The following is a 21,101-nucleotide window of genomic DNA, read 5'->3' on the forward strand; positions in this document are numbered from 1 at the left end:
CTACATGCCCGGCCCCCGTATTTCACGACAGCGCGATGACTGTTTGATGACAGGTCGTATTAATCTGCCATCATTGCTGCGGTGCCTTACTTCTTGGCTACCTTGGTGCTGGCACTGAGGTAGTCGATCAGGATGCGACCGGTTTCCGACAGGTAGGCGTCGTCTTCCGGCTTGGTGTTTTCATCTTCGGTCGGCAGCGCGTCTTCGTCCTCTTTCTTCAGCTCTTTCAGCGGTTCTTCACCCTTGGCCTTGCGGCGAATGTTCTCCAGCGCCAGTTGCTTGGCCTCGATCTCATCGTGGCGCGCACGGCGTTGTTGTTCGTTGAGGCTGACGGTTTTCTCGTTCATCAGCTTCTGCGTCAGGGCCAGGCGGTCGCGGATGTAGGTGAACTCGGCATCCTTGTCGCTGCGCGCCTCATGCTGTGCCTTGAGCTGGGCCAGGAACGGCTTGAACGGGTCGGCCGCAGGCTTGACCACCGGGCGGATGGTGTCCCATGGCATGGCCTCGGGCAGGGCGCTCTCGCCGATTTCCTTGGTATCGATGATCGATGGGTAGTCGATGTCCGGCAGCACGCCCTGGTGCTGGGTGCTCTGCCCGGAAACCCGGTAGAACTTGGCCAGGGTCAGCTTGAGCTCGCCATGGTTGAGCGGCTGAATGGTCTGCACGGTGCCTTTGCCGAAGGTTTGGCCACCGATGATCAGCGCGCGGTGGTAGTCCTGCATGGCACCCGCGAAAATCTCCGAGGCCGAGGCCGACAGGCGGTTCACCAGCAGTGCCAGCGGGCCTTTGTAGAAGGCACCCGGGTTTTCGTCTTCCAGCACGTCGACGCGGCCGTCGCTGTTGCGCACCAGCACGGTCGGACCTTTCTCGATGAACAGGCTGGTCAGCTCGGTGGCTTCTTGTAGCGAACCGCCGCCGTTGTTGCGCAGGTCGATGACCACGCCGTCGACTTTTTCTTTCTGCAGTTCGGTGAGCAGCTTCTTCACGTCACGCGTGGTGCTCTTGTACTCCGGGTCACCGGCACGGTAAGCCTTGAAGTCGAGGTAGAAGGCCGGGATCTCGATGATGCCCAGTTTGTAGTCGCGCCCGTCCTGCTTGAGCTTGAGCACCGATTTTTTCGCTGCCTGCTCTTCAAGCTTCACCGCTTCGCGGGTGATCGACACGATCTTGCTGGTCTGGTCGCTAGGCGCGTTGCTGGCCGGGATGATTTCCAGGCGCACCACCGAGCCTTTCGGGCCGCGGATCAGCTTGACCACTTCGTCCAGGCGCCAGCCGACCACGTCGACCATTTCCTTGTTGCCCTGGGCCACGCCGATGATCTTGTCGGCCGGGGCTACCTGCTTGGTCTTGGCGGCCGGGCCTGCCGGTACCAGGCGCACGATCTTGACCTGGTCGTTGTCGCTTTGCAGCACCGCGCCGATGCCTTCGAGCGACAGGCTCATGTTGATGTCGAAGTTTTCGGCGTTGTCCGGCGACAGGTAGTTGGTATGCGGGTCGTAGGACTGGGCGAAGGTGTTGATGTAGGCCTGGAAGATATCTTCGGCACGGGTCTGATCCAGGCGCGCCAGCTGGTTTTTGTAGCGCTTGGTCAGGGTTTCCTGGATCTGCTTGGGTTCCTTGCCGGCGATCTTCTGGCGCAGCACCTCGTCCTTCACGCGTTTGCGCCACAGGTCGTCGAGCTCGGCCTGGTCCTTCATCCACGGCGCGTCCTTGCGGTCGATCAGTAAGGTTTCCTGGGTGGTGAAGTCGATCTTGTCCACGCCTTTGTTCAGCTCGGCCAGGGCGAAGTCCAGGCGTTGCTTGACGCGGTCGAGGTAGCGTTTGTAGATGGTGAAGCCCGGGTCCAGGTTACCGCTCTTGAGGAAATCGTCGAACTGCGTTTTCCACTTGTCGAACTCGGCGATGTCGGCCGCGGTGAAGTAGCTGCGCGCCGGGTCCAGCAATTTGATGTAGCTGTCGTAGATGATGACCGAGCGGGCATCGTCCAGCGGTGGCTTGCTGTAGTGATGGCGCTTGAGCAATTCCACCACGTTGAGGCTGGCGACGATCTCGTCACGGTCCGGTTGCAGGCTGTCCCACTTGTTGGCGGCCGCCGCATTGCCGCCGAGCGTGAGGCTGCCCAGGCCGATCATGACAGCGAGGGCGGTGCTTGGAAGGAAATGCTTCATGCTGATTCGACGTGGAGGCAATTGATCACGCATAGTAGGCCGTCTTTTCCGTTGCCGGTTCCATGGAACCGGGCAAATACTGCAAAAAGCCTGGGGTGTGCGTTCCCCAGGCCCAGTCATGATTCAACTATGGAGGCACTGTGAAGGCATTGCAAGGCGTTGACGGACATGTGGAGTGGGTCGAGGCCGAACGCCCGGCCTGTGACGCGGGCCAAGTGCGCATTCGCGTGGCCGCAGCGGGGCTGAATCGCGCCGATCTGCTGCAGATGAAAGGTTTGTATCCGCCACCGCCCGGTGCCAGCCCATACATGGGCCTGGAGTGTGCCGGGGTGGTTGAAGAGGTGGGCGCTGGTGCCGATTGGCGTGTGGGCGACCGCGTTTGTGCGTTGCTGGCCAGCGGCGCCATGGCCGAGGAAGTGGTGGTCGATGCCCGCCACGTGCTGCCGGTGCCCGAGGGCCTTAGCCTGCATGAAGCAGCCGCATTGCCGGAGGTGTATGCCACCGCCTGGCTGAACATCTTCCAGCTCGGTGCTGTGAAAGCGGGCGAAAAGGTGTTGGTGCACGCGGGCGCCAGTGGCGTTGGTTCGGCGGCTATCCAGCTGTGCAAGGCCTTTGGTAGCCCGGTATGGGTCAGCGTCGGTTCGCAGGACCGCCTGGCTTATTGCCAAGCGCTGGGGGCAGCCGGTGGTGTGGTGCGTAACGAGAACCTGGATGAGCTGGAAGGTTTCGGCCCGTTCGACGTGATTCTCGACCCGGTGGGTGCTACCTATGGTGAGCTCAACCTCAAGCTGCTGGCCCGTGATGGGCGTTGGGTGATCATCGGCCTGATGGGCGGGCGCAAGTTTGAGCTGGATCTGGCCCAGGTGCTGGGCAAGCGCCTGGAGATTACCGGGTCCACCCTGCGCAACCGTGATGACGGCTTCAAGGCGGAACTGCTGCGCGAGTTGCATCAGCAGGTGTGGCCGCTGTTTGCCGAAGGGCGCTTGTCGCCGCAGCTGGTCGATACCTACCCCGTGGCGTTCGCCCAGGCGGCGTATGCCGAGCTTGAGACCAACCAGGTGTCGGGCAAGCTGGTGATGGTGATCGACCCTAGCCTGGTGTAAGCAGGCCAGGCCCTTTCGCGGGCACGCCCGCTCCCACAGGAATCACCACACATTCAAGAGCTGTGGGGCCTGTGGGAGCGGGCGTGCCCGCGAAGAGGCCCACACAAATCTTCAGCTCCAGCTCAGAATCGGCCAGCCATTGGTCTGGGCATGCTCGCGCAGCACCGCATCGGGGTTCACCACATGCGGATGGTCCACCTTCAGCAGCAACGGCAGGTCATTGCGCGAATCGGAATAGAAACTCGCCCCTTCCAAATTCTCTTGCTCCTGGTCCAACCACTCCAGCAACCGGGTGATCTTGCCCTCACGGTACGTCAGCACCCCATGGGTCCTGCCGGTATACACCCCGTTCACCGCCTCCAGCTCGATCGCCAGGTACTCGTCCACCCCCAGCCGCGCGGCAATCGGCCCTACCAGGTGCGTCCCCGAAGCGGAAATGATCAGAATGCGATCGCCACGCTTGCGGTGTTCGGCAATGCAGCGGCAGGCGTCGCCGTAGATGATCGGTTCGATCACGTCTTCGACCCACGGCTCCACCAGGTGCTCGACTTCCTCCAGGGTGCGCCCGGCAATCGGCTCCAGGCTGAAGGCCATGTAGTCCTCCATCTGCAGGTGGCCTTTGCCGTAGGCTTCCATCAGTTCATGGTCGCGGCGCAGGAAATCCTTGCCGTCGACCCAGCCCAACCGGGCCATCTGCTCGCTCCACAGCGACGCGCAGTCGCCGTGGATCAGGGTTTCGTCCAGATCGAAAATTGCCAATGCCATTGTGTTGAATCTCCTTAGGCCACTTCCCGCAGCGCCGTGGGGTCGATCGACAAGCTTACTCGTTTTCCGTCTGCGTGCAGGTCGGCCGGCGAGCGGTTGAGTACATCGACCACCAGCTCCACCTCGCGCACCCGCACCCGGTAGCGAATCACGTTGCCCAGCAAGCTGTGGCTGCGCACCTCGGCATCCAGCTCGCCGTGCACGCCCAAGGTGATGGACTCCGGGCGGATCGCCAGACGGTTGGCTACCGGGCGTTGCAGCAGGCGGCTGGCGCTGTCGGCGTCGAGCAGGTTGTAGTTGCCGATGAAGCCGGCGGCAAACAGGTCCACCGGCGCTGTATAGAGGGTTTCGGCATCGCCACTCTGGACGATGCGCCCCTGGTTCATCAGGAAGATGCGGTCGGACAGGGTCAGGGCCTCCTCCTGGTCGTGGGTGACGAAGATGGTGGTCAGCCCCAGCTCGCGCTGGATGGCGCGAATCTGTTCGCGCAGGTGCTTGCGGATTCGCGCATCCAGCGCCGACAGCGGCTCGTCTAGCAGCAGCAAGCGCGGTCGAGTGACCAGCGAACGGGCCAGGGCCACACGCTGGCACTGGCCGCCAGACAACTGGTGCGGGTAGCGCCCGGCGAACTTGCCCAGTTCCACCAGCTCCAGGGCCTCGCGAACCCGCAGCTGGCTTTCGTCGGCCTTGACCTTCTGCATACGCAGGCCAAAGGCAACGTTCTGCTCCACGGTCATGTTGGGGAACAGCGCGTAGCTCTGGAACACCATGCCGATGCCACGCTTTTGCGGGCTTAGCGGCACGATGTCGTGGCCGTCGACAAGGATCTGCCCGCTGTCCACCGGGGTCAGCCCGGCGATGCAGCGCAGCAGGGTGGACTTGCCGCAGCCGGACGGGCCGAGCAGGGTGACGAACTCGCCGCGTTCGATGTGGCAGTCGATGTTCTCGAACACCGGGCTGCCGGCGTAGCTTTTCTGCAGTTTCTGTACGCTGACGAAGCTCATGTCAGGTCTTGTCCTTGTTCAGGCGGTTGGCGACCCAGGTCAGTATCAGCACGAAGGCGAAGTAGGAGATCACCAGTGCGCTGTTGAAGTGGCCGCTGCTGTTGCGCATGTTGTTCAGGTACACCTGCAGGGTCTCGTAGCGGGTGCCCACCAGCAGGTTGGCGAACACGAACTCGCCGAACAGGAACGAGAACGACAGCAGCAACGCCACCATCAGGCCCTTGCGCAGGTTTGGCAGCACCACCAGCAGCGCTGCCTGCCAAGTGCTGGCACCGAGCAGTTGGGCGGCGTCCATCAGGTCGCGCAGGTTGATGGCTTGCAGGTTGTTGGTGATGGCCCGGTACATGAAGGGCAGGGCGATGGTGAAGTAGCAGCCGATCAGGATCCACGGTGTGCCGACCATGGCCATCGGCCCGCTGCCATACAGCTGCAGCAGCCCCACCGACGACACCACTGGCGGTACCGCGAAGGGCAGCAGGATGAGGATGTTCATCAGCGCGTCGAGACGCGGAAAGTGGTAATGCACCACGAACAGCAGCGGCAAGATCAGCACCACCGACAGCAGCAGTGCACCCACGCACACCAGCAGCGACTGGCCGAAGGCCGCCAGGAAGCGCGGCTCGCTCCACAGCGCCGCATACCACTTCAGGGTCAGGCCGCTAGGCAGCAGGCTGGCCGACCAGCTGGTGGCCAGCGAATAGAGCAGGGTGCCGGCCAGTGGCAGCAGCAGGATCAAGAACAGCAGGTAGACCACGCCGCGGTGGTACCAACCGCCAGAACGGGTGTCAGCGCGCATGGTAGCTCCTTTTCAGCAGCCATTGATGCACCACCGTGACCAGCGTCATCAGCCCCACCAGCACCATCGCCAGGGCGCTGGCCAGGTTCGGGTCGAGGCTGATGTCGCCGGCGACCAGGCCAGCGATGCGGATCGGCAGTACGTTGAAGTTGCCGGTGGTGAGTGCGTACACGGTGGCGTAGGCACCGAGGGCGTTGGCCAGCAGGATGACGAAGGTGCCCAGCAGCGCCGGGGTCAGCACCGGCAGGCCGATGAGCCGCCAATACTGCCAGTGGTTGGCGCCCAGCAGCGCAGCCGACTCGCGCCAGTCTTCACGCAAGGCGTCGAAGGCGGGGTACAGCAGCAGTACGCCCAGCGGGATCTGGAAGTAGGTGTACACCAGGATCAGCCCGCTTTTGGAATAGATGCTGAAGTCTTCCAGCAGGCCGACCTGCTTCAGCAGCAGGGTCAGCGCACCGTTGAAACCGAGCAGGATGATGAAGGCGAAGGCCAGCGGCACCCCGGCGAAGTTGCTGGTCATGTTGGCGAAGGCGCTGACGAAGTCGCGCAGTTTCGAGTCCACCTGGCGTAGCGAATACGCGCCGAGGGTGGCGATGATGATGCCGAACAGGCTCGACCAGAAGCTGATTTCCAGGCTGCGTTGCAAGGCCTGCAGGTAGAACTTCGAGGCGAATACCTTGCTGAAGTTGTCGATGCCCCAGCCAGCGTCCGATTGCAGGCTGTTGATCGCCACCCAGGCCAGCGGGGCGACCTGGAAGATGACGAAGAACACGGCGAACGGCAGCAGGCAGAGCAGGGCCAGGTAGCGGCCACGGGCGCCGCCATTCACTTGAGCAGCTCCCGGCAAACCGTTTTGTCGTGCGCGGCACCCAGCAGCTCGCAGATGGTGCCGCACAGCTCGGTCTGCAGCGGTTTGGCCGCCGGGTCCAGGCTGAAAGCGTCACCGAACACGAACAGCGGGACTTCGCGCTCCTCGGCCAGCAGGCCGTTGTGCGAGCGGTCGTTGTTCATGCCATGGTCGGCGGTCACCAATACCTGGTAGCCCTCTTCGAGCCAGGCTGGCAGGTAGTCGGCCAGCAGGATGTCGACGCTGCGCGCGGCGTTGCGGTATTGGCTGCTGTCCAGGCCGTGGCGATGGCCGATGTCGTCAACGCTCATCGGGTGCACCAGCAGGAAGTTGGGGGCGTGACGGCGGCGCAGGTACTCGCCATCGGCCAGCAGGTGCGAATCGGGGTAACGGTCGTCCCAGTAGAACAGCCCATGCTGGATCGGCAGTTTGGGCGCATGGGTGTGGCGGTCGCGCTGGGGATCGAAGGGCGAGCGGTTGTACAGCTCGCTCATCCAGTGATAGGCCGCCGCCGCAGTGCCCAGGTTGGCCTCGCGGGCGTAGTGGAACACACTGCGTTGGTTGGACAGGCGGTTGATGTTGTTGTGCACGATGCCGCTGTCGATCGGCGGCACGCCGGTGAGGATGCATTCGTACAGCGGCCGCGACAGCGACGGCAGCTCGCATTCCATGCGGTATAGGGCGGCGCGGTCGGCCTCGACATAGGCGTGCAGGTGGCCCATGGCGTGGTGGGCGACCTGATAGTTGAGGCCGTCTAGCAGGACCAGGATGACGTTGTGTTGCATGATTGCTCCAGTCTTGAACCGCGTTGGCTTCTTCGCGGGCACGCCCGCTCCCACAGGTTTTGTGGGAGCGGGCGTGCCCGCGAAAGGGCCGGATCAGGGGCTAGCAGAGCTAGCCCTTTACTCCATCTCGATGATCACTTGCTCCTGCCACATCTGCGGCAGTTTCTTCGAGGTGGCTTCCCAGGCCTCGGCATTCTTGATCGGCTGGGCAGCACCGTACTGCTCGTTAGGCAGCAGCTTGGCCTGCACATCCGCTGGCAGCTTCAGGTGCTCGGCACGGATCGGCCGCGCATGCCCTTTGGCCAGGTTGATCTGCCCGGCGTCACTGAAAATGTATTCACGGGTCAGCTTGGCCGCATTGGGGTGCTTGGCGTACTTGTTGATGACCGTGGTGTAGCCGGAAATCACCGAACCATCCGATGGGATCAGCACTTCAAAACGTTTGGGGTCGATCTGTTCACGGTAGCTCAGGCCGTTGAAGTCCCACACCACGCCAACTTCCACTTCGCCCTTTTCCAAGGTCTGGATAGTCGGGTTGGCCAGCGACAGGCGCTTCTGTTGGGCCAGCTTGGTGAACAGCTGCAGGCCCGGCGCCACGTTGCTCTCGTCGCCCTTGTAGGCAATGGCCGCGGCCAGCACGCCGTTGGCGGCCTGGGCGGCGGTGCCGACGTCGCCGATGGCGACCTTGTACTTGCCTTTTTCCAGGTCATGCCAGGAAGTCGGGCGTTCACCTTCCTTGACCAGGTCTTTGTTGATGATGAAGGCGATGGTGCCGGTATAGGCCAGTGCCCAGTGGCCATCCTTGTCCTTGGCCCACTCCGGCACCTGGTCCCAGGTGCTTGGCTTGTACGGCTGGCTGACGCCCTTGCTCACCGCGATCGGGCCGAAGGCGGCGCCCACGTCGCCGATGTCGGCGCTGGCATTGTCCTTCTCGGCTTCGAACTTGGCGATTTCCTGGGCCGAGCTCATGTCGGTGTCGCTGTGCTTGAGGCCGTACTTGCTGGCCAGGTCTTCCCAGGTGCCTTTCCAGTTGGCCCAGGCATCGGGCATGCCCACACTGTTGACAGTGCCTTCCTTGCGGGCGGCATCCTCAAGGGCCTTGAGGTCCGCGGCCATGGCCGAGGTGCAGAACGCGATGGCCGAACCGAGCAGTGACGCCATGAACAACTTTTTCATCCGTAGCTCCTTGGGTGGGTGCCTTTTACCGATCGTTGTTATGAGTGAAGCCGTTGCCTGGAACCTTTGGTCTAGGTCAGCAAACCTTGAGCCAAGGTAGGCCGCTTGCGTGACAGTTTGATGTAGGGAAGGGCCCGTGCAGGTGGCCGAGGGCGCCTGACACTACAGCGTAGACCATGACGAACCCCCGGTTTTGTTGGGCTGGCCCGATTCTGGCAGTGTTCCGGGCGCGGCCTTGTCACAGGATGTTCATCAGCCCTGCCTAGGCTTGCACTATTCTCCAAGTGCCCTGTTCTGGGGCTGGACTAGTCCAGATAGGTAACCTTTGATGCAGCCGATGCCACCGCGTGCGGTAACAGCCATCTGCCATGCCCTGCGGGAGCAGATCGAGCACGGCCTGCTGGCGCCGGGGGGCAAGCTGCCGGCCGAGCGCAAGCTGAGCGAAGTGTTCGACACCACGCGCATCACCCTGCGCGAGGCACTGGCGCAACTGGAAGCCCAGGGCTTGATCTACCGCGAGGAGCGCCGCGGCTGGTTCGTCGCGCCCGAGCGGTTGACCTACGACCTGATCGAGCGCAGCCACTTCCATGCCATGGTGCGCGACCAGGGACGGGTGGCCAGTACCGAACTGCTGTCGTCACGGTTGCAGCCGGCTTCGGCGGCCATCTGTGCGCGTTTGCAGTTGCCAGCGTTGTCCAGCGTGGTACGTATCTGCCGCTTGCGACGGATTGACGGGCGGGCGGTGCTGTATGCCGAGCACTACCTGAACCCCCGTTATTTTCCGGGTATTCTCGAACAGGAGCTGGCGCAGTCGCTGACCGAGATTTATGGGCGGGTGTATGGCATCGAGTATGGGCAGGTGTGCTTTGAAATTTTGCCGACGGCGTTACCGGTGGCGGCTGCGGGGGCGTTGAAGGTATCCGTGGGTAGCCCGGGGTTGCACATCACTCGGGTCAACAGCGACCAGCATGGGCACCTGATCGACTGTGACCTGGAGTACTGGCGGCATGATGCCATCCGCATCCGCGCCCAGGCCGGATAAGGTGTTGGCTTCTTCGCGGGCTCGCCCGCTCCCACAGGTACAGCACCTGTGATGACCCTGTGGGAGCGGGCGAGCCCGCGAAGAGGCCCTAACTGGAGGAATTCGCCTCTGTTGCCCCGCCGCCACCGGCCGTCACCACCTGCACCGACAGCCGCGGCGTCGCCAGGTCCAACCCCGCCTCATCCAGTTGCCGCTTGAGCGCCAGGTTGAATGCCCGCGACACTTCCCATTGCTTGATCGGCGCGGTCTTGAAGCGTGCCCGCAAGATCGCCGACCCCGACTCGAAGCTTTCAACGCCCTGCAGCTCCAGCGGCGACCAGATGTTGCGGCGCATCAGCGGATCATTGCGCAGCTTCTGCCCCACTTCGCGAATCAAGGTGATCGCCTGGTCGATGTTCATGCTGTGCGGGATCGCTACGCGGAAGATCGCATAGCCGAACTCCCGCGAGTAGTTCTTGATGCTCTTGATCTCGCTGAACGGGATGGTATGCACGATGCCATCGATGTCGCGCAGGCGCACGGTACGAATGGTCAACCCTTCCACCGTACCCAGATGCCCGCCGACATCCACGTAGTCGTCGATGGCCAGCGAGTCTTCGATAATGATGAACAGCCCGGTGATCAGGTCGGCCACCAGCGACTGCGCGCCAAAGCCGATGGCCAGGCCAATCACACCGGCACCGGCCAGCAGCGGGGTGACGTTCATGCCCATGTTGGCCAGGGCGACGATCACCGCAATGATGAAAATGATCACGAACATCACGTTGCGGATCAGCGGCATCATGGTTTGCGCGCGGGCGTTGGCCAGCCCCCGGCGCGAGCGCACCAGGGCATGGTGTACGGCGGTGTCGGCCAAGATCCACACCAGCCAGGCGACGATCAGCGTGCCGGCCAGGCCCAGCAGGCGCAGGCTGATATCGTGGCCGTCGCCTTCGGCGAAGCTGATCATCGACACGCCCCACACGCGCAGGCCCAGTTCGATGAACACCAGCCAGATGAACAGGTGCACCAGCAGGTAGCCGAAGTTGCGCAGGCGCTCGGTGTACACCGCCTGGCGCTTGTTGGCCCGCTTGGGGTTGGCGGCGTGGCGGCGCACCAGGCCGTTGAGCACCATGCACACCACCACCAGCACGGTGCACATCAGCGACTGGCGCAGGGCGGTGCTGGTATCGCCGGCGGAGACGAACGTGGCGAACAGCGAAATGGCCACCAGGATCAGCGCCGGGATGAACCAGAAGCTGCCAAGGATCTCGATGGTGTCGCTGAGGGTGCGTCGGGTCAGGCGCCGCGACAGGGGCTGGTTGCGGATCAGGTGGGCAATCGGGCGGCGAAAGCGCAGGATGAACAGCCCGGTGCACAGCGCCGCGATCACGTTGGCCAGGGTTGCCAGGGCGTGGGCCAGGTGGGTACCGAGGGCCACTAGCATGCGTGGGTCGCTCATCGCCTCGCCAAATGCGGCGAAGCTACCGATCAGCCACAGCGGGCGGAACGCCTGGTGCCGCAGGATGTGCAGGGCGCGGTGGCGGTGTGGGCCGTCCAGCAGCGAGAAGGCGATGACGCAGATGGCCGAGAAGCAGGTCCCGACCACCAGCGCGTAGGCCAGCACCATGGCCAGGGATTTGCCCAGCGATGGCGGCAGCACGAAGCTCAGGTACACAGTGAACACCAGCGCCACCAGCCATGGGCCGAGCTTGCGCAGGGCAAAACGCACCAGGTCCCAGGTGCGCGGGTGCTGTGGCAGTTCTTCACTCAGGCCAAAGCGCAGGCGGACCCGGTGGCCGACCCAGTTGAAGGCGTAGGCCAGCACGCTCCACACCGCGATCACCGCAGCGAAACCGAACAGAATCGCCGGCCACTGATGCACCGGCACCATCAGCTCGCTCAGCTCGGCCTGGGCTTGTTCGATTTCCGCGGCCCAGCGATGGAACGGGCTGGCATCACCACTGAACTGCTTTTCAAAGTCATGCAGGGCGCCGCCGATCAGGCCGAGCACGCCCTGCTCGACGCTGGGCTGTGATTGTTTGGTGGCGTCGCGCAGCTTTTTCAGGTCGGCCAGCAGCTTCGCCCGCTGCTGGTCGTTTTCGAGGTTCTTGATCACCTCGTCCAACGATTTGCCCAGCGGTTCGGTGGCCTCCGGTTGCGCGGGCGCACTGCCGCCCAGCAGGCTGGGCAGGCCCGCCGCCTGTACCGGGGTGATGAACAGCAACAGCAGCAGGAACAGGTAACGCAGGAGGGCAGGCACTGGCAAATCTACCTCAGGTCAAACGATTGACCGAGTGTAGAGGTTTATGTCGGCAGTTTCTCGAGGATCTTCCAGCAGGTGAGGCCGAAAATACCCAAGGTGCCGATCCACATCATCAGCACACCGATATTGCGCTCGCGCATGCTGAAGCCGATGGTCAGCAGCAACAGGAACAGGAACACCGGCACGAACAGGGACAGGAATGGGGACATGGACAGCAATCCTTTTGCAGTGGAGCCATGTAACAAGCATAGCGCTTGTCAAGCGAGGCGGGATTGACCTTGAGCAGTGGGCCAGGCTGCGGTGCCATCTGTAGGAGCAGCCTTGTGCTGCGAAGAGGTCGTTGCACCCAGTAGAGCTGCATGGGCGGTACTGGCCTCTTCGCAGCACAAGGCTGCTCCTACAAAGAGCGAGGTTGCGTTGAGGTAATCAGGGCAACTCGCGGCTTCGGTAGAAGGCGGTCAGCACTTTCACCAGGTGCGCCAGGTCGTGGCTACCGCACAGTTCGCGAATCGAGTGCATGGCAAAGGTCGGCAAACCGATATCCACCGTGCGTACGCCCAGGTGGCTGGCGGTGATGGGGCCGATGGTCGAGCCACACCCCATGTCGCTGCGCACCACGAAGCTCTGCACCGGTACTTCTTCGGCCATGCACAGATGGCGGAAGAAGCCGGCGGTCTCGCTGTTGGTGGCGTAGCGCTGGTTGTTGTTCACCTTGATCACCGGCCCGGCGTTCAGCTTGGGCCCGTGGTTGCCGTCATGCTTGTCGGCGTAGTTGGGGTGCACGCCGTGAGCATTGTCGGCCGATACCATCAGCGAGCGCTGGATGGTGCGCACGTAGGCGTCACCATCGGGCAGCAAGCGCTGCAGGGTCTGCTCCAGCATCGGGCCGTCGGCACCGCAGGCCGAGCAACTGCCGACTTCTTCGTGGTCATTGCACACCAGCACACAGGTCTCGTCGCTGTCGGCGGCCAGCAGGGCCTGCAGGCCGGCGTAGCACGACAGCAGGTTGTCCAGGCGGGCGCCAGCGATGAAGTCGCCGTGCAGGCCGATCAATGCAGCGTCCTGGGTGTCGTAGAAGCTCAGCTCGTAGTCCAGCACCACATCGGCGATCAGCTCGTGCTCGCGGGCCAGTTGCTCGGTGAGCAGGGCGCGGAAGTCGATGCGTTCGTCACCGGCGACCTGGGCCAGGATCGGCGGCAGCTCGTGCTGTGGGTTGATCGCCCAGCCTTCATTGGCGGTACGGTTCAGGTGGATCGCCAGGTTGGGGATGATCGCGATCGGCAGCTTGAAATCGACCAGCTGGCTTTCGACCTTGCCGTCACGGCGATAGGTAACGCGGCCGGCCAGCGACAAGTCGCGGTCGAACCAGGGTGCCAGCAGTGCACCGCCATACACTTCCACGCCCAGTTGCAGGAAGCCCTGGCGCTGCAGCTCGGGTTGCGGTTTGACGCGCAGGCACGGGCTGTCGGTGTGAGCGCCGACCATACGGATGCCATTTAGCAGTGGGGCCTGTTTGCCCAATTTGATGGCGATGATCGAAGAGTCGTTACGGGTGACGTAATAACGGCCGCCAGGCACCGTGGCCCAGCTGTCGCGCTCGTCCAGGCGCTGATAGCCGGCAGCCTCCAGGCGCTGGGCCAGGCTGGCGGTGGCGTGGAAGGGCGTGGGGGAGGCCTTGAGGAAGTCGATAAGGCCAGAATTCAGTGCGTCGCGCATAGCTCACTCCAGACAGCAGTGGCGCGAGTTTAGCCTATTAAGTCGACAAATTGTGTCTGCCTCTTCGCGGGCGAGCCCGCGAAGAGGCCGGTGCAGCCACGCAGAAATCAGAAAGGTGCAGGGCACTCGAACTTCAACCGCTTCCCCGAAACCGGGTGGGTAAAGCTCAGCATCGAGGCATGCAGGCACAACCGCTCATGGGCCGCTAGGGCTTCGGGGTTGGCATACAGCCGATCACCCAGCAGCGGGTGCCCGATCGACAGCATATGCACGCGTAGTTGATGCGAACGCCCGGTAATCGGCGTCAGCTCGACCCGGCAGTAGTCGCCGCAGCGCTCGACGATGCGCCAGAAGGTCAGGGCATGCTTGCCCTGCTCGTGGTCCACCACATGCCGTGGCTTGGTCGGCGGATCGTAGCGCAGCGGCAGGTCGATGCTGCCGCTGTCGAGCGCGGGCTGGCCCCAGCACAGGGCGGTGTAGGCTTTTTCGGTTTCGCGGTCGTGGAACTGGCGCGACAGCTCGCGGTGGCTGTCGGCATCGCGGGCCAGCAGGATGATGCCGGAGGTTTCCCAGTCCAGACGGTGCACGATCAGTGCGTCGGGGTAGCCGTTTTCCTGCAGGCGGGTGATCAGGCAGTCCTTGTTGTCCTCGGCGCGGCCAGGCACCGACAGCAGCAGGGTCGGCTTGTTGATCACCAGGATGGCGGCGTCTTCGTGGAGGATCTGGATGTTGGACAACGGCATTGCTTGGTCTCGGTTATATCGGGGAAAACAGCGGGGCCGCTTTGCGGCCCATTCGCGGCACAAGGCCGCTCCTACAAGGGATCGCATTCCCCCTGTAGGAGCGGCCTTGTGCCGCGAATGGGCTGCAAGGCAGCCCCAGCTTTCAGCCAGATCAGCGATCCGGCAGGGTGATGTTCAGCTCCAGAATCGAGCAGCTGCCCTGGTTTTCCAGCTCGATATGCACGTCATCGTTGCCGATGTTCACATACTTGCGGATCACTTCCAGCAGTTCTTTCTGCAGTGCTGGCAGGTAGTCCGGCTCGCTGCGTTGGCCGCGCTCGTGCGCCACGATGATCTGTAGACGCTCTTTCGCTACCGACGCGCTGGTCTGTTTCTGTCTGCCACGAAAGAAGTCAAAAAGGTTCATGGTCTACTTGCCTCCAAACAGTCGCGCGAAGAATCCTTGCTTCGGCACTTCGATGAACCGCAGGGGCTTTTCTTTGCCCAGCAGACGGTCGACGGTATCGCTATAGGCCTGGCCGGCATCGCTCTGGTCGTCGAGGATGACCGGGATACCTTGGTTGGAGGCTTTGAGCACTGCCTGGGACTCGGGGATCACACCCTTGAGCTTGATCGCCAGGATTTCTTCGACGTCGGCGATGCTCAGCATTTCGCCCTTTTCCACGCGCTCTGGGTGGTAGCGGGTGATCAGCAGGTGTTCCTTGATCGGCTCCTCGCCGTTCTCGGAGCGGCGCGACTTGCTCGACAGAATGCCCAGCATGCGGTCGGAGTCACGTACCGAGGAAACTTCGGGGTTGGTCACCACGATGGCTTCGTCGGCGAAGTACATGGCCAGGTGTGCGCCTTTTTCGATGCCGGCCGGCGAGTCGCAGATGACGTAGTCGAAGGTTTCCTTCAGCTCCATCAATACCTTTTCCACGCCTTCCTGGGTCAGCGCATCCTTGTCACGGGTCTGGCTGGCCGCCAGCACGTACAGGTTCTCGAGGCGCTTGTCCTTGATCAGGGCCTGTTGCAGATTGGCTTCGCCGTTGACGACGTTGACGAAGTCGTACACCACGCGGCGTTCGCAGCCCATGATCAGGTCGAGGTTACGCAGGCCCACGTCGAAGTCGACGATGACGGTCTTGTGGCCGCGCAGTGCGAGGCCGGTACCAATGGCGGCGCTGGTGGTGGTCTTGCCCACACCCCCCTTGCCGGAAGTAACCACGAGAATCTTGGCCAAGGTGTTTCACCCCTAAAATAGTCGGGACACGCGTCCCTGCAAATAACTGAAATAGCTTAAATAACGGCAACGGTAAAAAAGTTGCTCTAAAAATGCTGGCAAGTATCCGTTAAAGACGGGTGATGTTCAACACGTCACCAGACAGGCTGACTTGCACGCCGGTACCCCACAGGGGGTCGCGGCGCAGGTCTTCGCAGACCTTGTACTGGCCGGCGATGGAGACCATTTCGGCGGTCATCTGCTGGCAGAAGATACGGGCCTTGGTATTGCCTTTGATGCCGGCCAGGGCACGGCCGCGCATGGCGCCGTACACATGGATGTTGCCATCGGCCAGAAGTTCCGCACCCGGGCTGACTGAGGCGGTGACAATCAGATCGCCGCCCTGGGCGTAGATCTGCTGGCCGCCGCGCACAGGCGCAGTGATGATGCGGGTCGGGCGCACCTCGGGTTCGGCGGCCGGTACTGGCGCCGGGGCCGGCTCGGGTTTTTTGACGACCTCGGGCTCGGGCTCCAGCGGCCGTTCGCGGGCACCTGACGGCGGCAGCACCGGCAGGTCGATGGCGATGGCGGCGGCGATGTCCTCGATCCGGTTGGCGCGGATGGCCAGGGTACGCAGGCCGTGGTGGCGGCAGATCCGCATCAAGCCGGGCAGGTCGATTGCCCCTTCGTCGGCCGGCAGCTTGTCCAGCGCCAGCACCAGCGGCGTGTTGCTGAAAAAGTTCGGTGCCTGGGCGACTTTGGCCGCCAACTGGCGGTCGAGGGCTTCAAGGTCATTGCGCGCCAGTTCCAGCACTGTAATGGCGAGCATGCTGCCCTTGAGCTGGAACACGGAGGCGGTGTCGGGTGTGTGGTTTGGGCTCATGGTCTGCATAGACGGCTTGTTGCGAAAAAAGTGCCCTGACTTATAACGAGAACACCGGTTGCCCGCAACATGCACTGATCCGTTGTAGAATGCGCGGCCTTTGTCTTTCCGGATGCTTCAATGGAACGCCCGCGTTTTCGTCCCTATTACCTTCACCCCAAGTTCTGGGGCCTGTGGCTGGGCCTGGGCCTGCTGTGGCTGGTGGTCCAGTTGCCGTACCGGGTGCTGTTGAAAATCGGCGCCGCGCTGGGAGCCGTGATGTACCGCTTTGCCGGCGAGCGTCGGCGTATCGCCGCGCGCAACCTGGAACTGTGCTTCCCGGAGCTGTCGGTCGACGAACGGCAGCGTTTGCTCAAGGCCAACTTCGCTTCCACCGGTATCGCCTTCTTCGAAATGGCCATGAGCTGGTGGTGGCCCAAGGCCAGGCTGGCGCGCCTGGCCCATGTAGAGGGCCTGGAGCACCTGCAGGCCGCCCAGCAGGCGGGGCAGGGCGCGATCCTCATGGCGGTGCATTTCACCACCCTGGAAATCGGCGCCGCGTTGCTCGGCCAGCAGCACACCATCGACGGCATGTACCGCGAACACGGCAATGCGCTGTTCGACTTCATCCAGCGCAGCGGCCGCGAGCGCCACAACCTCGACTCGCTGGCGGTGGAGCGCGAGGACGTGCGCGGCATGCTCAAGCTGCTGCGTTCGGGGCGGGCGATCTGGTACGCACCGGACCAGGACTATGGCGCCAAGCAGAGCCTGTTCGTGCCGCTGTTCGGTATCCCGGCGGCGACGGTCACTGCCACCACCAAGTTCGCCCGGTTGGGCAAGGCGCAGGTGATTCCGTTCACCCAGAAACGCCTGGAGGATGGCAGCGGCTATCGTCTGGTAATCCACCCGCCGCTGGCGGATTTCCCAGGGGAGAGCGAAGAGGCCGACTGCCTGCGCATCAACCAGTGGGTCGAGAGTGTGTTGCGCGAGTGCCCCGAGCAGTATTTGTGGGCGCACCGACGGTTCAAGTCGCGGCCCGAAGGGGCGCCACGGCTGTATGACAAGAAGAAGCGCTGAGCCGTTCTATACCTGTGTTGGCTTCTTCGCGGGCTTGCCCGCTCCCACAGGCCCGCGAAGAGGCCGGGCCTGAAAACAACTGATCCAGGAAGGACTAAATGGCGCCACCCCCGGTAACCGGTCTTATCCTCTCTGGCGGCGGCGCTCGCGCCGCCTATCAGGTCGGTGTGCTGGCCGGCATCGCCGAGCTGTTGCCCATTGGCGCGCACAACCCCTTCCCGGTCATCGTCGGCACCTCTGCCGGGGCCATCAACGCCGTCACCCTGGCCAGCGGTGCCACCCAGTTCAACGACGCGGTGCAACGGCTCACTACCTTCTGGCAGAACTTTCGCAGCCACCTGGTGATCCGCAGCGACTGGCCCGGGGTGGTGCGTCAGGCCAGCCGTTTCGTCGGCCACAGCCTGCTCGGCCTGGGCGGCCAGGCGCCGGTGGCTTTGCTCGACAGCAGTCCATTGCGCAGCTTGCTGCAAGCGCACCTGAACCTGGATGGCATCGGCCACTCCCTGGCCGCCGAGCAACTGCGCGCCGTGGCGGTGACCGCCTTCGGCTACGAGTCCGGCCAGGCGGTAACCTTCTACCAAGGCCGCGGCACCATCGAGGCCTGGCTGCGCCACCGCCGCATCGGCGTGCCCACGCCGCTGACCATCGACCACCTGCTGGCCAGCGCGGCGATCCCGCTGCTGTTCGCCCCAGTGCAACTGGGCGACGAGTATTACGGCGACGGTGCGGTGCGCCAGTCGGCACCGATCAGCCCGGCCTTGCACCTGGGCGCCAGCCGGGTGCTGGTGGTTGGGGTCAGCGGCAACCCGCAACGGCCAGCGCCACCCTTGCCGACCCAGCGGGTGTTCAGCGGGCAGCAGCCGAGCTTGGCGCAGATCGGCGGGCATATGCTCAACAGTACCTTCATTGACAGCCTGGAAGACGATATCGAACTGTTGCAGCGCCTCAACCACCTGAGCCGGCTGTTGCCGGCGCATCTGGATGCGCGGCGCCTGGGCCTGGCACCGATCGACGTGCTGGTGGTGGCGCCCAGCCAGCCGCTGGATGAAATTGCCGCCCGGCACCGGCGCGAGTTGCCGGCGGCGCTGCGCTTGTTCCTGCGCGGGCCGGGGGCGACCCGCACCAGCGGTGCGGGGGTGTTGAGCTATCTGCTGTTCGAGGCCAGCTATTGCAGTGAGCTGATTGAACTGGGGCGGCGGGACGCGCTGGCGAAGAAGCGCGAGCTGTGTCAATTCCTGGGGATTTGATGCTGTCTGTTCGGGCCTCTTCGCAGCACAAGGCTGCTCCTACAGGGGACTGCGTGGCGTTGTAGGAGCAGCCTTGTGCTGCGAAGAGGCCAGACCTGGCTACTCGGCTATCTGCAACTTGCGCGCTTGGGTATACACATACCGCACCTTCTCGTACTCGAACGGCGAGTTCAGTTGGCCATAGCGGAATTTGGTGGTGTAGCGCTTGTCAACCACCTGCAGGGCGAAAATCTCCGGGTGGTCGGTGCTGGCTTCGGCCACGTTCAGGTAGTTGATCGCCTGTTCACCGGCATAGTCCACCACCAGCCCGGTGGTGTCGCGCAGGTTCGATGGCCCCAGCACCGGCAGCATCAGGTAAGGCCCGTCGGGTACGCCGTAGAAGCCCAGGGTCTGGCCAAAGTCTTCGCTCTGGCGCGGCAGGCCCATGCTGGTTGCCGGGTCCCACAACCCACCCATACCGATGATGGTGTTGAACATCAGCCGTGCAGTGATCTCTGCCGAGCGCTTGGCCTTGAGCTGCAACACGCTGTTGAACAGGTTCGGCACATCGCCGAGGTTGTTGAAGAAGTTGCTCACCCCGGTACGCACGAAGCGCGGGGTGACGTACTGGTAGCCACTGACCAGCGGCAGCAGCACCCATTGGTCCAGCCGGTAGTTGAAGTGATAGATGCGCCGGTTGACCGACTCCAGCGGGTCGTACACGTTCAATGCTTCCAGGGTAGAGCGCTCGAACTCGCGCTGGTCCAGCCCGGGGTTGAATTTAAGCTCGCGCAGCGGGTCGATGAAGCCGTCGGCTTCGGGCGCCAGTGGTGCGGCAGTCACTTGCGGGTCGGCCTCGACCACGCTGGCCCGGGGGGCGGTTTCGGCGGCCAGGGTGTGGCCGGCGGCAAGCAGGGCAGTGGCGAAGAGGAGTTTGTTAACCACGGAAGAACTCCAGCATGGCGTCACTGTTGACGCGGTAATTAAGGTTGCCGCAATGGCCGCCATGGGGGTAAAGGGTCAGCCGGTCACCGAATACCTTGCGCAGGAAGCCGATGTCGCCGGGGCCGAGGATGACGTCGTCGGCGTTGTGCATCACGGCGATCTTGTCGCTGCTGCGCAGGTAGTCTTCCAGGGCATACAAGCTCACCTGGTTGACCAGCTGCAGGATGCTGTTGCCGTCGGTGCGGGCACGCCACATCGGGATCACTTGCTCGGTCATGTAGCAGTCGAAGTCGCATTGCAGGGCACGCTTGAAGAACGGCGTAAGGCTGCTGCCCTCGGTGATCGGGAACTTTGGTGGAATGATCAGGCCGCGCCGGTTGATCAGGTCGGAAGTAAAGGCAATGTCGGCTGCCGAGAAGCGAAACGACGTGCCGATCAGCATGGCCATCTGTTCGTTGGACAGGTGCTGGCGCGACTGCTGGAAGTCGTAGAGCAGGGCGTCGTTCAGGTCGATGTAGCCCTTTTCCTGGAAATAGCGGGTGAGCTTTTGCAGCATCAGCTCATAGAACGTGGTACTGCGGTCGATGCCCTTGACCTGGGTTTGCACCAGCTTGTCCAGGTTGTTGATCGAGGTGTAGAGGTTGACCGGTGGGTTCAGCAGCAGCACGCGCTTGAAGTTGAAGCTGCGGCGGGTTTCGTCCAGGTGGCTGACGAAGGCGGCGTCGAGCGCACCCAGGCTGTAACCGGTGAGGTAGAACTCGCTGACGGGCAGGCGCGGGTGCTGGGCGCGCACGGCCTGCATGACCCGGTACATGTCTTCGGCGTCTTCCTGGCTGACGCCGGGGGTGGCAAAGCGCGAGGCGGCGCTCATGAAGTCGTAGCTGGTGGGCGACGACAGTTGCACCACATGGAAACCGGCCTGGTAGAACAGTTTTTTCAGGTATTCATTGATGCTGCTGCTATACGGCGCACCGGTGCCTGCGATGATGAAGATCAGCGGTGCTTCACGGTCCTGGCGAGCCAGGCGGTACTTGAGCTTTTTCACGGCCCAGAAGTTGTCGGGCAGGGTGAATTCGCGCTCCGGGCGCAGGTTCAGGCTGTAGTCCGACTGGTTGATTTCATCGTCGCTGGGCAGGGTAGGCCGCTGGTCCGGCGGCGTGGTGGCGATGGTCGCCTCGAACGGGTTGGTCAAGGGGTAGCCATAGCTGGCAGCGTCGATATCCCGCGCTGAAGCGGCCATCGCCATGAGCAGGCTGCCGAGCAGGGCAGCGAGGCGCAAAGATCGAAGCATGTAATCCCCCAAAAGAACGCAAGGTCGAGCAGTGTGCAGGCTAGGACCACATCCGGCCTGGCAAAGTTGCCAGCTGCGGTGGCCTTTGGTGTGCTTGTTATCTGCAACA

Annotated in this window: 20 protein-coding genes; 4 read left to right on the forward strand and 16 right to left on the reverse strand. The window is 63.1% G+C overall.

Annotation, left to right across the window (positions count from 1 at the left end):
* Nucleotides 1-86 precede the first annotated feature (86 nt).
* Nucleotides 87-2,168, reverse strand: coding sequence for a carboxy terminal-processing peptidase (locus tag ACNFBR_RS04990; RefSeq protein ID WP_416733906.1), 2,082 nt, complete (start codon nucleotides 2,166-2,168; stop codon nucleotides 87-89).
* Nucleotides 2,169-2,308: 140 nt separating this feature from the next.
* Between ACNFBR_RS04990 and ACNFBR_RS04995 the strand changes: the two genes are divergently transcribed.
* Entirely contained in the window at nucleotides 2,309-3,271 is a 963-nt protein-coding gene (locus ACNFBR_RS04995) for an NAD(P)H-quinone oxidoreductase (RefSeq protein WP_416733907.1), read from the forward strand.
* A 111-nt stretch (nucleotides 3,272-3,382) separates the two neighbouring features.
* Here the strand turns inward: ACNFBR_RS04995 and ACNFBR_RS05000 are convergent, their stop codons facing one another.
* The 6 genes from ACNFBR_RS05000 to ACNFBR_RS05025 form a co-directional block, all read right to left on the reverse strand.
* A complete protein-coding gene (locus tag ACNFBR_RS05000) occupies nucleotides 3,383-4,036 on the reverse strand; it encodes an HAD family hydrolase (RefSeq protein WP_416733908.1) in 654 nt (217 codons plus the stop codon).
* 14 nt (nucleotides 4,037-4,050) lie between these two features.
* Nucleotides 4,051-5,040: an ABC transporter ATP-binding protein gene (locus tag ACNFBR_RS05005; protein ID WP_416733909.1), complete on the reverse strand. Its 990-nt coding sequence runs from the start codon at nucleotides 5,038-5,040 to the stop codon at nucleotides 4,051-4,053.
* Nucleotide 5,041: 1 nt separating this feature from the next.
* Entirely contained in the window at nucleotides 5,042-5,836 is a 795-nt protein-coding gene (locus ACNFBR_RS05010; protein WP_416733910.1) for an ABC transporter permease, read from the reverse strand.
* Nucleotides 5,826-6,665, reverse strand: coding sequence for an ABC transporter permease (locus ACNFBR_RS05015; RefSeq protein WP_416733911.1), 840 nt, complete (start codon nucleotides 6,663-6,665; stop codon nucleotides 5,826-5,828). Before ACNFBR_RS05015 ends, ACNFBR_RS05010 begins: the two co-directional genes overlap by 11 nt.
* Nucleotides 6,662-7,468: an alkaline phosphatase family protein gene (locus ACNFBR_RS05020; RefSeq protein ID WP_416733912.1), complete on the reverse strand. Its 807-nt coding sequence runs from the start codon at nucleotides 7,466-7,468 to the stop codon at nucleotides 6,662-6,664. The genes ACNFBR_RS05015 and ACNFBR_RS05020 overlap by 4 nt, the downstream gene beginning before the upstream one ends.
* 117 nt (nucleotides 7,469-7,585) lie before the next feature.
* Nucleotides 7,586-8,644: an ABC transporter substrate-binding protein gene (locus ACNFBR_RS05025; RefSeq protein WP_416733913.1), complete on the reverse strand. Its 1,059-nt coding sequence runs from the start codon at nucleotides 8,642-8,644 to the stop codon at nucleotides 7,586-7,588.
* A gap of 328 nt (nucleotides 8,645-8,972) precedes the next feature.
* Here ACNFBR_RS05025 and ACNFBR_RS05030 point away from each other — a divergent pair, with 328 nt between their 5' ends.
* Entirely contained in the window at nucleotides 8,973-9,686 is a 714-nt protein-coding gene (locus ACNFBR_RS05030; RefSeq protein WP_416733914.1) for a UTRA domain-containing protein, read from the forward strand.
* A gap of 88 nt (nucleotides 9,687-9,774) precedes the next feature.
* Here ACNFBR_RS05030 and ACNFBR_RS05035 read toward each other — a convergent pair whose 3' ends face one another.
* The 7 genes from ACNFBR_RS05035 to minC all read right to left on the reverse strand — a co-directional run bounded on the left by ACNFBR_RS05035 (nucleotide 9,775) and on the right by minC (nucleotide 16,483).
* On the reverse strand, nucleotides 9,775-11,928 hold the full coding sequence (locus tag ACNFBR_RS05035) for a mechanosensitive ion channel family protein (RefSeq protein ID WP_416733915.1): 2,154 nt from the start codon (nucleotides 11,926-11,928) through the stop codon (nucleotides 9,775-9,777).
* 44 nt (nucleotides 11,929-11,972) lie between these two features.
* Entirely contained in the window at nucleotides 11,973-12,140 is a 168-nt protein-coding gene (locus ACNFBR_RS05040) for a hypothetical protein (RefSeq protein ID WP_012271002.1), read from the reverse strand.
* 217 nt (nucleotides 12,141-12,357) lie between these two features.
* Nucleotides 12,358-13,647: a M18 family aminopeptidase gene (locus ACNFBR_RS05045; RefSeq protein ID WP_416733916.1), complete on the reverse strand. Its 1,290-nt coding sequence runs from the start codon at nucleotides 13,645-13,647 to the stop codon at nucleotides 12,358-12,360.
* Nucleotides 13,648-13,754: 107 nt separating this feature from the next.
* Complete coding sequence (locus ACNFBR_RS05050) at nucleotides 13,755-14,390, reverse strand: RluA family pseudouridine synthase (protein WP_416733917.1); 636 nt, start codon at nucleotides 14,388-14,390, stop codon at nucleotides 13,755-13,757.
* Between the two features lie 151 nt (nucleotides 14,391-14,541).
* Nucleotides 14,542-14,796, reverse strand: coding sequence for a cell division topological specificity factor MinE (gene minE / locus ACNFBR_RS05055; RefSeq protein WP_003252572.1), 255 nt, complete (start codon nucleotides 14,794-14,796; stop codon nucleotides 14,542-14,544).
* Nucleotides 14,797-14,799: 3 nt separating this feature from the next.
* Nucleotides 14,800-15,612: a septum site-determining protein MinD gene (gene minD / locus ACNFBR_RS05060; protein ID WP_012271005.1), complete on the reverse strand. Its 813-nt coding sequence runs from the start codon at nucleotides 15,610-15,612 to the stop codon at nucleotides 14,800-14,802.
* 109 nt (nucleotides 15,613-15,721) lie between these two features.
* The gene (gene minC, locus ACNFBR_RS05065; RefSeq protein ID WP_416733918.1) at nucleotides 15,722-16,483 is read right to left on the reverse strand and encodes a septum site-determining protein MinC; all 762 of its coding nucleotides are present in this window, start codon (nucleotides 16,481-16,483) and stop codon (nucleotides 15,722-15,724) included.
* Between the two features lie 111 nt (nucleotides 16,484-16,594).
* Here minC and ACNFBR_RS05070 point away from each other — a divergent pair, with 111 nt between their 5' ends.
* Both ACNFBR_RS05070 and ACNFBR_RS05075 read left to right on the forward strand, forming a co-directional pair.
* Nucleotides 16,595-17,530 carry a lipid A biosynthesis lauroyl acyltransferase gene (locus ACNFBR_RS05070; RefSeq protein WP_416733919.1) on the forward strand — a complete coding sequence of 312 codons (936 nt, stop codon included), beginning with the start codon at nucleotides 16,595-16,597 and terminating at the stop codon, nucleotides 17,528-17,530.
* A gap of 98 nt (nucleotides 17,531-17,628) precedes the next feature.
* Complete coding sequence (locus ACNFBR_RS05075; RefSeq protein WP_416733920.1) at nucleotides 17,629-18,777, forward strand: patatin-like phospholipase family protein; 1,149 nt, start codon at nucleotides 17,629-17,631, stop codon at nucleotides 18,775-18,777.
* A 99-nt stretch (nucleotides 18,778-18,876) separates the two neighbouring features.
* Here ACNFBR_RS05075 and ACNFBR_RS05080 read toward each other — a convergent pair whose 3' ends face one another.
* A complete protein-coding gene (locus ACNFBR_RS05080; protein WP_416733921.1) occupies nucleotides 18,877-19,701 on the reverse strand; it encodes a VacJ family lipoprotein in 825 nt (274 codons plus the stop codon).
* Nucleotides 19,694-20,992 carry a serine/threonine protein kinase gene (locus ACNFBR_RS05085; RefSeq protein ID WP_416733922.1) on the reverse strand — a complete coding sequence of 433 codons (1,299 nt, stop codon included), beginning with the start codon at nucleotides 20,990-20,992 and terminating at the stop codon, nucleotides 19,694-19,696. The genes ACNFBR_RS05080 and ACNFBR_RS05085 overlap by 8 nt, the downstream gene beginning before the upstream one ends.
* Between the last annotated feature and the right edge of the window lie 109 nt (nucleotides 20,993-21,101).

This window comes from Pseudomonas sp. NY11955 (assembly GCF_048068035.1).
Taxonomy (GTDB): Bacteria; Pseudomonadota; Gammaproteobacteria; order Pseudomonadales; family Pseudomonadaceae; genus Aquipseudomonas.

What these genes read in the sequence shown, in the direction of transcription:
- ACNFBR_RS05010 (WP_416733910.1), bottom strand. Translation starts at nt 5,836, where the DNA reads ATGCGCGCTGACACCCGTTCTGGCGGTTGGTACCACCGCGGCGTGGTC.
- ACNFBR_RS05000 (WP_416733908.1), bottom strand. Translation starts at nt 4,036, where the DNA reads ATGGCATTGGCAATTTTCGATCTGGACGAAACCCTGATCCACGGCGAC.
- ACNFBR_RS05020 (WP_416733912.1), bottom strand. Translation starts at nt 7,468, where the DNA reads ATGCAACACAACGTCATCCTGGTCCTGCTAGACGGCCTCAACTATCAG.
- ACNFBR_RS05005 (WP_416733909.1), bottom strand. Translation starts at nt 5,040, where the DNA reads ATGAGCTTCGTCAGCGTACAGAAACTGCAGAAAAGCTACGCCGGCAGC.
- ACNFBR_RS05050 (WP_416733917.1), bottom strand. Translation starts at nt 14,390, where the DNA reads ATGCCGTTGTCCAACATCCAGATCCTCCACGAAGACGCCGCCATCCTG.
- ACNFBR_RS05085 (WP_416733922.1), bottom strand. Translation starts at nt 20,992, where the DNA reads ATGCTTCGATCTTTGCGCCTCGCTGCCCTGCTCGGCAGCCTGCTCATG.
- ACNFBR_RS05075 (WP_416733920.1), top strand. Translation starts at nt 17,629, where the DNA reads ATGGCGCCACCCCCGGTAACCGGTCTTATCCTCTCTGGCGGCGGCGCT.
- ACNFBR_RS05025 (WP_416733913.1), bottom strand. Translation starts at nt 8,644, where the DNA reads ATGAAAAAGTTGTTCATGGCGTCACTGCTCGGTTCGGCCATCGCGTTC.
- minE (WP_003252572.1), bottom strand. Translation starts at nt 14,796, where the DNA reads ATGAACCTTTTTGACTTCTTTCGTGGCAGACAGAAACAGACCAGCGCG.
- ACNFBR_RS05030 (WP_416733914.1), top strand. Translation starts at nt 8,973, where the DNA reads ATGCAGCCGATGCCACCGCGTGCGGTAACAGCCATCTGCCATGCCCTG.
- ACNFBR_RS05040 (WP_012271002.1), bottom strand. Translation starts at nt 12,140, where the DNA reads ATGTCCCCATTCCTGTCCCTGTTCGTGCCGGTGTTCCTGTTCCTGTTG.
- ACNFBR_RS05045 (WP_416733916.1), bottom strand. Translation starts at nt 13,647, where the DNA reads ATGCGCGACGCACTGAATTCTGGCCTTATCGACTTCCTCAAGGCCTCC.
- minC (WP_416733918.1), bottom strand. Translation starts at nt 16,483, where the DNA reads ATGCAGACCATGAGCCCAAACCACACACCCGACACCGCCTCCGTGTTC.
- ACNFBR_RS04990 (WP_416733906.1), bottom strand. Translation starts at nt 2,168, where the DNA reads ATGAAGCATTTCCTTCCAAGCACCGCCCTCGCTGTCATGATCGGCCTG.
- ACNFBR_RS05070 (WP_416733919.1), top strand. Translation starts at nt 16,595, where the DNA reads ATGGAACGCCCGCGTTTTCGTCCCTATTACCTTCACCCCAAGTTCTGG.